Raw genomic sequence first — 10,437 nt, forward strand, 5'->3', positions numbered from 1 at the left:
GACCAGCAGGTTCAGCGCCGACACCCGGTGGCGCACGGCACAGGCCAGCGGCTCGGGCTGGCAGCCCAGCTTGGCCTTCGGCTCCAGCGCCGTGCGGCCGAGCGACAGCCGCTGCGCACGAAAGCCGATCGCGTCTTCGACAGTCGACTGCAGCAGCGTCAGGTAGATCGGCGCATCGGCATTCGTTGCACGGTCGTAGCCGATGTAGTAACCGATGGCCGTGGCGCCGTCGGACACGCTGGTGACAAAGCCGACCAGCCGGCCGTCGCGTTCGGCCACGCGGCAGACGAAACGCGAACCCAGCGCCTCGGCCAATGCCGGCAGGTAGCTCGGCTCCAGCGTCGCCAGCCGCAGCGACTGGCCGTGGTGCACCTGCTCGTACAGCGCGTGAATCTCGTCCTGCCGCGTCTGCATCTCGGCCGCGTCGATGACCCGCATCGTGACGCCGGCGGCTGCGCAGTCCTTTTGCAGCTTCTTCGCGTTGCTGCGGTAACCCGAGGTCAGGCTGGCCAGGTAGTCGTCGAAGCGCGTCCACTCCGGCTTCAGGCTCAGCACCATGTCGGGCTCGGTCTCGACACTGCGGTAACCGAGCAGGCGCAGCGATTCCTTCGTGACGGCCTCGCCGGCAGCGTAGTCCTTGACCATCACCACGTCGGACTCGCCCAGCAGCTTGTCAGCCCGACGAAGGCGGTAGGCCGCCTCGCCGACGCCTTGCCACAGCAACGCCGCATCCACGCCCGGCGCCAGCGCGATGGCGCGAGCGCCCCAGACCAGCAGGTTGCCGCACAGCAGCAGGTTCTCTTGCAGCCCGGCCACCGGCTTGTCCAGCAGGCTGCGCTTGGCGCTGGGCTTGCGCAGCCGCTCACCGCCCACGTTGACGCGCTGGAACAGCATGATGGCCACCGGCTTGTGGTCGCTGTTGTAGGCCATCGCGTAGCGCGGCTCGACGTTCTCGGGCCCGTGCTCCTCCAGCACCCGCAAGTAAGGCCGCGAGAGGAACACGGTCTGTTCGGCCAGCGAATCCCAGTCGCCCGGGTGCACGAAGTCGATCCGGTCCGACAGCACCAGCCGCAGGCCCGAGGTGGTGCGCCGCGCCTGGCGGCGCTCCTTGAAGGTGGTCACCGCGGCGGCCGGGCTGGGGGCCTCGACCTTCAGCTTTTTCAGCGCCGCACCGGTGCGCTTGATCGATCCCATCGCGCTTTTCAGACTTTTCTTGGCTCGGCTGGCAGGGGCGTCGGACATATCGCTCGTCACAAGTGTTTCAGACGCGACGGAATCTACCCGATCGCCCGCGTGTCACCCGGGCCGCGTCGTGGCGGCCGCCGACACCTAAAATCCGCCCGCCACAACCCCAGGCCCTGACCCGACCACCCACCCATGACCTTGACCCCCGCGCAGCGCCAAACCCTCAGTTGGGTGCTGATCGCCGCCGTCGCGCTGGCCGTGCTGTGGGCATTGGCACCGGTGTTGATGCCCTTCATCCTGGGCGCTGGCCTGGCCTATGCGCTGCATCCCGCGGTCGAGCGCCTGGCGGCGCGCCGCGTGCCACGCGTGGTGGCTGTGACGCTGGTGGTGCTGGGCACGGTGGTGGCGGTGCTGGCGGTGCTGCTGCTCGTCGTGCCCATCCTGGCCAAGGAGGTGCCGCTGCTGAAGGAGCAGATCCCGCTGCTGGCCGACCGGCTCAACCGCAACTTGTCGCCCTGGCTGGCGCAGTACGGCATCGACGTGTCGCTGGACGTGGCCGGCATCAAGGCGATGGTGCTCAATGCGCTCGACGGCAACCTCGAAGAGTGGACCAGCACCTTGCTCAGCTCGGCGCGCATCGGTGGCAGCATCATGCTGGCGGTGCTGGGCACTGCGCTGCTGGTGCCGGCGGTGCTGTTCTACCTGTTGATGGACTGGCCGAACCTGATCGCGAAGACCTTGTCGCTGGTGCCGCCGCGGCACCGGGCGCAGGTCGACAACTTCCTCGACGAATGCGATGGCGTGATGGGGCAGTACCTGCGTGGCCAGGCGCTGGTGATGCTGATCCTGGCCGTCTACTACACGGTGGCGTTGGCGCTGGGCGGCTTCGAGCTGGCCCTGCCGGTGGGCGTGTTCACCGGCTTGGCGATCTTCATCCCCTACCTGGGCTTTGGCCTGGGTCTCGTGATGGCGCTTGTCGCCGGCATGCTGCAGTTCAACGGCTGGTATGGCCCGATCGTGGTCGCGGTGGTCTACGGCGTCGGCCAGATCCTCGAAAGTTTCGTGTTGACACCGCGTCTGGTCGGTGAGCGCATCGGCCTGCCGCCGCTGGCGGTGATCTTCGCGCTGCTGGCTTTTGGCCACTTGTTTGGTTTTGTCGGCGTGCTGGTGGCGCTGCCGTTGGCTGCCGTCGGCTTGGTCGCTGGTCGGCGCATCACGGCGGCCTATCTCGGCAGCGCCTTGTACCGAGAATGATGAAGCAGATCCCGCTGCCGATCGGCGTCGACGCGGAGCCCGATTTCGACAATTTCGTGGCTGGCGACAACGCGGCCGCCGTCGACGCCTTGCGGCGCCTGGCGGTCCCCTCGGCCCCGGTGTACCTGTGGGGCCCGTCGGGGGCCGGCAAGACCCACCTGCTCGCCGCGCTGGCGCGCCAGATGCGCGCCGAGGGCGCGCGCGTGGGCTGGTTCGATGCCGACACGCCGCTGCCCTGGGATTTCGACGAAGGCTGGTGGCTGGTCGTGATCGACGGTGCCGAGCGGCTCGACGCCGAACGCCAGCATGCCGCTTTCGCACTGTTTGTCGAAGCCGCCACGCATGGCGCGCAGATCGCCGCGGCCGGGCGCTTCCCGCCGGTCGACCTGACCGTGCGCGACGACCTGCGCACCCGGCTGGGCTGGGGCCAGGTGCATGCGCTGAAGCCGCTGACCGAGGCCGGCACCCGCGCCGCGCTGCGGCGCGAGGCCGACAGGCGCGGCATCTTCCTGTCTGACGACGTGATGGACTACCTGTTGACCCGATTTGCCCGCGACCTGGGGTCGTTGATGGCCTTGCTGGCCCAGCTCGACCGTTTCTCTCTCGCCGAACGCCGCGCGGTGACCGTGCCGCTGCTGAAGAAGATGGTCAACGAAGAGGGCAGCCACGCATGAGCTCGAGCCGAAAACTGGCGCTGTTCGACCTCGACGGCACCTTGCTGCCGAACGACTCCGACCACGCGTTCGCCGAGTTCATGGTCAAGATCGGCTGGGTCGACAGCGCGGCCTGGCGCGAGCGCAACGACGTGTTCTTCGCCCAGTACCAGGCCGGCACGCTGAACCTGGCCGAGTACCTGGACTTCGCGACCTCGGCCTGGCGGACACGCCCGGTGGCCGAGGCGGAAGCCGCGCGCGAGCGCTTCATGCACGAGGTGATCGAGCCCGAGTTGCATCCGAGCGCGCGCGCGCTGGTCAATGGCCACCTGCAAGCCGGTGACTTGGTGGCGGTGGTCACCGCGACCAACGAATTCGTCACCCGCCCGATCGCCAGCGCCTTCGGTGTCGAGCACCTGCTGGCGGTGGACCTGGAGCGCGACGACAATGGCCGGGTCACCGGCCGTGCACAGGGCGTGCCGACCTTCCGCGAGGGCAAGGTCGTGCGCGTCGAGGCCTGGCTCCAATCGCTGGGCCACCAATGGGGGGACTTCGACGAGGTGCTGTTCTACAGCGATTCGACCAACGACCTGCCGTTGCTGGAGCGGGTGCAGACGCCGATCGCGACCAACCCCACCCCGGCCCTCGAAGCCATTGCCCGCGAGCGCGGCTGGCGCATCCTCAGACTATTCGAGACTTCATGATCCGCAAATTCATCGACAAGCTGCTGGGCAAGCCCGCCGCCGGCGACAAGCCGGCCGCAGGTGCCAAAGGGGCGCGCATTCCGCTGGGCAAGCGGGTCGAGGTGCCGGCCGCCGAGCACGGCATCGACCCGACGCTGCTGGACGAGCGTGCCGTTCGCGTCGTCACCACGCTGCAGGACGCAGGTTACGAGGCCTACATCGTGGGTGGCGCCGTGCGTGACCTGCTGGTGGGCCGGCGGCCGAAAGACTTCGACGTCGCGACCAATGCGACGCCCGAGCAGGTCAAGGGCCTGTTCCGCCGCGCCTTCATCATCGGCCGGCGTTTTCGCATCGTCCACGTGATCCACGGCCGCGGCCGCGACCACGAGGTGATCGAGGTCTCGACCTTCCGCGCCTACATGGACACCAACGCGGCTGAGCAGGTCGAAGGCAACGAGAAGACCTCGAAGGAAGAGATGGCCGGCAAGAGCCATGTCGTCGATGCCAGCGGCCGCGTGCTGCGAGACAACGTCTGGGGCCCGCAGGTCGAAGACGCCGTCCGGCGCGACTTCACTGTCAACGGCATGTACTACGACCCGCGCAGTCAGATCGTGGTCGACTACCACCACGGGCTGAAGGACGCGAAGGCGAAGACCCTGCGCATGATCGGCGACCCCGAGACGCGCTACCGCGAAGACCCGGTGCGCATCGTGCGGGTGATCCGCTTCGCCGCCAAGCTGGGCTTCACGATCGAGCCGAAGACGCTGAAGCCGCTGCGCACGATGTCCAGCCTGCTGGCCAATGTGCCGGCCTCGCGCTTGTTCGACGAGATGATCAAGCTGCTGCAGACCGGCCACGCGCTGGCCAGCCTGGCAGAGCTGAAGAAGCAGGGCCTGGACCGCGGCGTGTTCCCGGTGCTGGAGGCGGTGCTGGCCAATGCGCCAGAGGGCAGTGCGCGCGAGAAGTTCGTGCACCTCGCACTGGCCGACACCGACCGCCGTGTGGCCGAGGGCAAGGCTGTGGCGCCCAGCTTCATGCTGGCCTGCATGCTGTGGCACGACGTGGAGTCCAAGGCCGCCAAGCTGCGCGAGCAGGGTGAGCACCCGATGCCGGCCTTGTCGCAAGCGATCGATGCGGTGTTCGACGCGCGCATCGGCGATATCTCGGGCCGCGGCAAGCTGGCCACCGACATGCGCGAGATCTGGTTGATGCAGCCACGTTTCGAGCGCCGCAATGGCAATGCGCCGTACTCGCTGGTCGAGCAGCCGCGCTTCCGCGCCGGCTTCGACTTCCTGCGCCTGCGCGCCGATGCCGGCGAAATGCCTGTCGACCTGGCCGAGTGGTGGGAAGACTTCTCGCTCGGCACCGACGCTGAGCGCGAGGCGCTGATCGAGGCGGTGCGCGAAAGCAGCAAGCCCAAGCGGGGCGGTGGTGGGCCAGGCCCGCGCCGGGCAACGGCGGGCGCTCCGGCGGTCGCGGTGGCGGCTGCGCCCGAGGGCGATGACGCGCCAGACGAGACTGAGGCCGGTGCCGAAGGCGGCGATGCGCCGCGCAAACGYCGTCGTCGGCGCCGCAAGCCCTCGGGCAACCGCGGTGGGTCAGATGCAGGCGGTGCGCCGCAGTCGGTGCCGTCGCCGGGCCACGACGTCGATTGAACACCGCACCGGTGCGGGCCTACGTCGGTCTGGGGGCGAACCTCGGCGACGCGCGGGCCCAGGTCGAGGCGGCTTTTGACGCGCTGGCCGCGTGCCCCGGCTTGCAGCTGGCGGGCCGCTCGTCGATGTACCGCAGCGCGCCGGTGGATGCCGGTGGCCCCGACTATGTGAACGCCGTCGCGGCACTGGACAGCCGGCTCACGCCGCTCGAACTGCTGCACGTGTTGCAGGCCATCGAGACCCGTTTCGGCCGCGAACGTCCGTACCCCAACGCACCCCGCACGCTGGACCTGGACCTGCTGCTGCACGGCGACACCTGCTTGGCCACGCCCGAGTTGACGCTGCCGCACCCGCGTCTGCACCTGCGGGCCTTTGTGCTGCTGCCGTTGATCGAGCTCGCACCCAGCTTGTCCTTGCCCGGCCGTGGGCCACTGCAGGACCTGCTGCCCGCGGTGGCTGACCAGGCCATCGAGCGCTTGCCCTGACGCATTGGTCGTGGTCGACCTGGCCGAACGGCAGGAGACCACGCCACACCCCTCGCCGGAGGCTTTCTTATGAATCAACTCGCCGCGTTGCCGATCTCGGTCCAGGCCTTTGGCCTGCTGGTGCTGTCGAACCTGTTCATGACCTTTGCCTGGTACGGCCACCTGAAGCACCAGGCGGGCCAAGCCTGGTGGACGGCCGCGCTGATCAGCTGGGGTATTGCGCTGTTCGAGTACCTGCTGCAGGTGCCGGCCAACCGCATCGGCTATGCCGGCGGCCTGAGCCTGGCGCAGCTGAAGATCGGCCAGGAGGTGATCACGCTGGCGGTGTTTGTCGTGTTCGCCAGCGTCTACATGGGTGAGCCGCTGAAGCTGGATTACCTCTGGGCGGGCCTGTGTCTGGTGGGTGCTGTCTATTTCATCTTCCGGAATTAATCGCCACCCCGGCTGCCTACAATCGCGCCCGGACACACCGATGACGCTTCGGTGACATATCTGTGACCGCGCGCCCGCGCGTCACCACGAGGAGACCCGAATGCTTTTCGGCAAACTGTTGCCCAAAGATGGCAACTTCTTCGAGCTGTTCAACCAGCACGGCAAGTACATCTCTGAAGGCGCCCGCGCCTTCATGTCGATGCTCCAGTACTACAGCACAGCCGACCTGCGCGAGAAGTACGCGAGTGAAGTGGACGTCGCCGAGCGCGGCGCCGACAAGATCACCGCCGAGGTCAACCGGTTGCTGCACCGCACCTTCATCACGCCGATCGACCGCGAGCAGATCCATGGCCTGATCAACGCGATGGACGACATCACCGACCTGCTGCAAGACAGCAGCGAAGTGATGGCGCTGTACGACGTGCGCCATGTGACCGAGGACGTGCTGCGCCTGGGTGAGATCTCGGTCAAGTGCTGCGAACGCGTCCAACATGCTGTTTCGCTGCTGCCGCGCCTGAACCAGGCCGAGGTGGCCGAGGCCGCGATCAAGACCTGCGAGGAGATCGACCGCCTCGAGTCGGACGCCGACCGCGTGATGCGCAGCGCGATGTCGCGCCTGTTCCGCGAGGAGGAGGACGTACGCGAGCTGATCAAGCTGAAGGCCATCTACGAGCACCTGGAGACGATCTCCGACCGCTGCGAAGACGTCGCCAACCTGATCGAGGGCATCGTCCTCGAGAACTCCTGAGCCGCGGCACGACATGGATGCAGTGTCCGCCTCGTTCTGGGTCGTCGTGTTGCTGGTGCTGCTGGCGGTCGCGTTCGATTTCATGAACGGTTTCCACGACGCGGCGAACTCGATCGCCACCGTCGTGTCCACCGGCGTGCTGAAGCCTCAGCAGGCCGTGCTGTTCGCCGCTTTTTTCAACGTGATCGCGATCGCGATCTTCCACCTGAGCGTGGCGAAGACCATCGGCAAAGGCATCGTCGAGCCGGGCGTGGTCGACCATCATGTGGTGTTCGGCGCGTTGATCGGCGCGATCACCTGGAACGTGATCACCTGGTGGTACGGCATCCCGTCGTCCAGCTCGCACGCGCTGATCGGCGGCATCGTCGGTGCGGTGATGGCCAAGGCCGGGGGCGCCAAGCTGATCGGCGGCGGCATCCTGAAGACCGTCGCCTTCATCTTCGTCTCGCCGGTGCTGGGCTTCGTGCTCGGCTCGCTGATGATGGTGATCGTCGCGTGGATCTTCCGCCGCACCTCGCCGATCCGCATCGACCGCTGGTTCCGACGGCTGCAACTGGTCTCGGCCGGCTTGTATTCGCTCGGCCACGGCGGCAACGACGCGCAGAAGACCATTGGCATCATCTGGATGCTGCTGGTGGCGTCGGGCTATGTGGCGGCCGAAGCGACCGCACCGCCGGCCTGGGTCATCTGGGCTTGCTACGTGGCGATCGGCATGGGCACGATGTTCGGCGGCTGGCGCATCGTCAAGACCATGGGTCAACGCTTGACCAAGCTGAAGCCGGTCGGTGGCTTCTGTGCCGAAACTGGCGGTGCGATCACGCTGTTCATCGCCACCGGGCTGGGCATTCCGGTGTCGACCACCCACACCATCACCGGCGCCATCCTCGGCGTGGGTTCGGTGCGCAGTGCGTCCACCGTGCGCTGGGGGTTGGCCGGCAACATCATCTGGGCCTGGATCTTCACGATCCCGGCCGCAGCCTTCGTCGCCGGCGCTTTCTACTGGCTCAGCCTGAGCTTGTTCTGATCAATCAGTGGGCAGCGGCGGCTTCGGCTTGCTGCTGCCACTCGAAGAACTTCTGGCCGCCAAAGGCGATGGTGCCCATCAGCACCGTGCCGCCAATCAGCAATGCGGCGATGACRCCAAGCACGGCGCCCCAGCCGCTGGGGCGTTGAGTCTCACCATTGCTGAAGCGCGTGGCCCAGCGCTCGTCAGGCGTCAGGCCAATGACGATCGCGCTCAGCATCGCCGCCGACAACGACAAGCCCAGCAACGGGATCAGAGCCCAGGACAGCATGTCGTCCTGGCCGAGGCTGCGCATGCGCAACACACCGACCAGGCCAACCAGTGTCGGTGGCCAGAAGACCCAGGCCCAGGGGTCGCGGCCGCCGTGCAGGTAGAGCCGGTGCAGGCCGAGGCCACCGCCGATCACGGCGATCCAGGTGGCCAGCGTCTTCGATTTCGGACCGCTCATCGGCCGGCCTCGGGTGCCTGGCTGTCGCCCAGGCCCAGGGCCTTTTGCATCACCACCACGTCGAGCCAGCGCTCGAACTTCCAGCCGGCGCTTTTCATCGTGCCGACATGCTCGAAGCCCAGCCGGCGGTGCACGCCGATCGAACCGGCGTTGGCGCTGTCGCCGATCACGGCCAGCATCTGGCGCGCGCCGGCGGCTTCGCAACGGCCCATCAATTCGGCCAGCAGCAAGGTGCCCAGGCCTTTGCCGCGGGCGTCGCGGTGCAGGTAGATCGAATCCTCGACGCAGAAACGGTAGGCCAGCCGCGGTCGGAAGTGGTTGGCGTAGGCATAGCCCAGCACTTGGCCCTCGACCTCGGCCACCAGCCAGGGCAGGCCCTTGGCCAGCACGTCGGCGCGGCGCTTGGCCATCTCGGCCTCGCTCGGCGCTTCCAGCTCGAAGGTGCCGGTGCCGGTGAGGGCGGCATCGCCGTAGATGGCGGTGATGGCGGACAGGTCGGCGTCGGTGCTGGGGCGGATCAGCGTCGTGGCGGTGGCGGGCATGGGCAGCGAATTTGGGTGGGGCGAGCGGGGGGTGCTTTCGCCGTTTGGGGGTAAGCGCTTATAATCGCATGTTTCGGTCACGGTCGACCCCGCCTGGGGTGCGGCGTATCTACGGGACCGAAGTGTGTTCACCGGGGCGGCTTGAGGGTCGGCCGGGTGGACAAGCAGACCGGCTGGCCCAGTGGTGTCTCCTGGGTTTTCAGCGGTCGACCCACTTTTCAAGGAAACGACAAATGGTCGTGATTCGTCTGTCCCGTGGTGGTGCCAAGCACCGTCCCTTCTACAACATCGTCGTCGCCGACTCGCGCGAGCGCCGTGATGGCCGCTTCATCGAGCGCGTGGGTTTCTACAACCCGATGGCGTCCGAAGGCGAAGAAGGTCTGCGCGTTGCGCAAGACCGCGTGACCTACTGGGCCGGCGTCGGCGCCCAGCTGTCGCCGACCGTGCGCCGCCTGGTCGACACGGCCAAGGCCAAGGTCGTCGCCCCGGCCTGAGGGCTCGAGCGGCTGCCAGCGGGGTGAGCGTCTTGTCTCAAAGTTTGCCGGTCGCCAAGACCACCGACTTCGACGACACCCCCGCCTGGCCCGACGATGCGGTCGAAGTCGGCTGCATCGTCGACGCCTGGGGCATCCAGGGCGGGATCAAGGTCAAGCCTTTCTCGTCCGACCCCCAGGCCTTGTTTTCTTCACGCCGCTGGTTCCTGCAACCACCGGTGGGGCCGGCCCCCAAGACCAGTGCGGCCAAGCTGCCCCGGGTGCTGAAGATCACCGAAGCGCGCGAGCAAGGCGCCTTGGTGGTGGCCCGGGTGCAGGACGTTGCCGACCGCAACGCCGCCGAGGCCTTGCGCGGTGCCCGAATCTTCATTTCCCGCCAGAGTTTCCCGACCGCCAAAGACGGCGAGTACTACTGGATCGACTTGATCGGTCTGGCCGTCGTCAACCGCGAAGGCGCGCTGCTCGGCGACGTGATCGATCTGCTCGACACGGGTGCCCACTGCGTCCTGCGCGTGAAGCGCCCTGACGCGCCAGCGGACGCCAAGCCCGACGAGGCCGAACGGCTGATTCCCTTCGTCGACGCCTATGTCGACAAGGTCGACCTCGCCGAGCGCCGCATCACCGTCGACTGGGGCCTGGACTACTGACGTCGGTCACCGTCGTTTTGTCCATGCGCTTCGACGTCATCACCCTTTTCCCCGAGCTGTTCGCCCCCTTCCTGGTGCAGGGGGTGACGCGGCGTGCATTCGAGTCCGGCCAGGTTGACGTGCGGTTCTGGCCACTGCGCGACCACGCCGATGGCAACTACCGCCGTGTCGACGACCGACCCTTTGG

13 protein-coding genes and 1 pseudogene are annotated in these 10,437 nt (G+C 67.4%); 11 read left to right on the forward strand and 3 right to left on the reverse strand.

Features of this window, described 5'->3' with window-relative positions; genetic code table 11:
* Nucleotides 1-1,194 (reverse strand): GNAT family N-acetyltransferase (locus AC1DYI_RS18085; RefSeq protein WP_477205521.1); only part of this gene is annotated, 1,194 nt, incomplete at its 3' end.
* A gap of 183 nt (nucleotides 1,195-1,377) precedes the next feature.
* On the opposite strand from AC1DYI_RS18085, the gene AC1DYI_RS18090 reads away from it, so the two are divergent.
* The 8 genes from AC1DYI_RS18090 to AC1DYI_RS18125 all read left to right on the forward strand — a co-directional run bounded on the left by AC1DYI_RS18090 (nucleotide 1,378) and on the right by AC1DYI_RS18125 (nucleotide 8,119).
* A complete protein-coding gene (locus AC1DYI_RS18090) occupies nucleotides 1,378-2,439 on the forward strand; it encodes an AI-2E family transporter (protein ID WP_477205522.1) in 1,062 nt (353 codons plus the stop codon).
* The gene (gene hda, locus AC1DYI_RS18095) at nucleotides 2,439-3,113 is read left to right on the forward strand and encodes a DnaA regulatory inactivator Hda (RefSeq protein WP_477205523.1); all 675 of its coding nucleotides are present in this window, start codon (nucleotides 2,439-2,441) and stop codon (nucleotides 3,111-3,113) included. The genes AC1DYI_RS18090 and hda overlap by 1 nt, the downstream gene beginning before the upstream one ends.
* Nucleotides 3,110-3,796: a histidinol-phosphatase gene (locus AC1DYI_RS18100; RefSeq protein ID WP_477205524.1), complete on the forward strand. Its 687-nt coding sequence runs from the start codon at nucleotides 3,110-3,112 to the stop codon at nucleotides 3,794-3,796. Before hda ends, AC1DYI_RS18100 begins: the two co-directional genes overlap by 4 nt.
* Nucleotides 3,793-5,430: a polynucleotide adenylyltransferase PcnB gene (pcnB, locus tag AC1DYI_RS18105; protein ID WP_477205525.1), complete on the forward strand. Its 1,638-nt coding sequence runs from the start codon at nucleotides 3,793-3,795 to the stop codon at nucleotides 5,428-5,430. Before AC1DYI_RS18100 ends, pcnB begins: the two co-directional genes overlap by 4 nt.
* The gene (gene folK, locus AC1DYI_RS18110) at nucleotides 5,427-5,915 is read left to right on the forward strand and encodes a 2-amino-4-hydroxy-6-hydroxymethyldihydropteridine diphosphokinase (RefSeq protein ID WP_477205526.1); all 489 of its coding nucleotides are present in this window, start codon (nucleotides 5,427-5,429) and stop codon (nucleotides 5,913-5,915) included. Before pcnB ends, folK begins: the two co-directional genes overlap by 4 nt.
* Nucleotides 5,916-5,984: 69 nt before the next feature.
* Complete coding sequence (locus AC1DYI_RS18115; protein ID WP_477205527.1) at nucleotides 5,985-6,347, forward strand: DMT family protein; 363 nt, start codon at nucleotides 5,985-5,987, stop codon at nucleotides 6,345-6,347.
* A 100-nt stretch (nucleotides 6,348-6,447) separates the two neighbouring features.
* Entirely contained in the window at nucleotides 6,448-7,095 is a 648-nt protein-coding gene (locus tag AC1DYI_RS18120) for a DUF47 domain-containing protein (protein ID WP_329717023.1), read from the forward strand.
* A 13-nt stretch (nucleotides 7,096-7,108) separates the two neighbouring features.
* Nucleotides 7,109-8,119: an inorganic phosphate transporter gene (locus tag AC1DYI_RS18125; RefSeq protein WP_477205528.1), complete on the forward strand. Its 1,011-nt coding sequence runs from the start codon at nucleotides 7,109-7,111 to the stop codon at nucleotides 8,117-8,119.
* Between the two features lie 4 nt (nucleotides 8,120-8,123).
* Here AC1DYI_RS18125 and AC1DYI_RS18130 read toward each other — a convergent pair whose 3' ends face one another.
* Together AC1DYI_RS18130 and AC1DYI_RS18135 are read right to left on the reverse strand one after the other, a co-directional pair.
* Complete coding sequence (locus AC1DYI_RS18130) at nucleotides 8,124-8,567, reverse strand: hypothetical protein (RefSeq protein ID WP_477205529.1); 444 nt, start codon at nucleotides 8,565-8,567, stop codon at nucleotides 8,124-8,126.
* A complete protein-coding gene (locus AC1DYI_RS18135; RefSeq protein WP_477205530.1) occupies nucleotides 8,564-9,109 on the reverse strand; it encodes an N-acetyltransferase family protein in 546 nt (181 codons plus the stop codon). The genes AC1DYI_RS18130 and AC1DYI_RS18135 overlap by 4 nt, the downstream gene beginning before the upstream one ends.
* A 233-nt stretch (nucleotides 9,110-9,342) precedes the next feature.
* On the opposite strand from AC1DYI_RS18135, the gene rpsP reads away from it, so the two are divergent.
* The 3 genes and pseudogenes from rpsP to AC1DYI_RS18150 form a co-directional block, all read left to right on the forward strand.
* Nucleotides 9,343-9,603 (forward strand): 30S ribosomal protein S16, encoded by a 261-nt coding sequence (gene rpsP / locus AC1DYI_RS18140; RefSeq protein WP_329717027.1) that lies wholly within the window; start codon nucleotides 9,343-9,345, stop codon nucleotides 9,601-9,603.
* Nucleotides 9,604-9,626: 23 nt separating this feature from the next.
* A complete protein-coding gene (rimM, locus tag AC1DYI_RS18145) occupies nucleotides 9,627-10,250 on the forward strand; it encodes a ribosome maturation factor RimM (protein WP_477205531.1) in 624 nt (207 codons plus the stop codon).
* Between the two features lie 23 nt (nucleotides 10,251-10,273).
* Nucleotides 10,274-10,437: pseudogene (locus AC1DYI_RS18150) on the forward strand (tRNA (guanosine(37)-N1)-methyltransferase TrmD); the annotation flags it as partial.

The sequence above is a fragment of the Ideonella sp. P3_A4 genome (assembly GCF_056403075.1).

Coding starts and splice junctions, on each gene's coding strand:
- AC1DYI_RS18135 (WP_477205530.1), bottom strand. CDS start 9,109: ATGCCCGCCACCGCCACGACGCTGATCCGCCCCAGCACCGACGCCGAC.
- AC1DYI_RS18100 (WP_477205524.1), top strand. CDS start 3,110: ATGAGCTCGAGCCGAAAACTGGCGCTGTTCGACCTCGACGGCACCTTG.
- AC1DYI_RS18090 (WP_477205522.1), top strand. CDS start 1,378: ATGACCTTGACCCCCGCGCAGCGCCAAACCCTCAGTTGGGTGCTGATC.
- AC1DYI_RS18120 (WP_329717023.1), top strand. CDS start 6,448: ATGCTTTTCGGCAAACTGTTGCCCAAAGATGGCAACTTCTTCGAGCTG.
- AC1DYI_RS18125 (WP_477205528.1), top strand. CDS start 7,109: ATGGATGCAGTGTCCGCCTCGTTCTGGGTCGTCGTGTTGCTGGTGCTG.
- AC1DYI_RS18115 (WP_477205527.1), top strand. CDS start 5,985: ATGAATCAACTCGCCGCGTTGCCGATCTCGGTCCAGGCCTTTGGCCTG.
- hda (WP_477205523.1), top strand. CDS start 2,439: ATGAAGCAGATCCCGCTGCCGATCGGCGTCGACGCGGAGCCCGATTTC.
- rpsP (WP_329717027.1), top strand. CDS start 9,343: ATGGTCGTGATTCGTCTGTCCCGTGGTGGTGCCAAGCACCGTCCCTTC.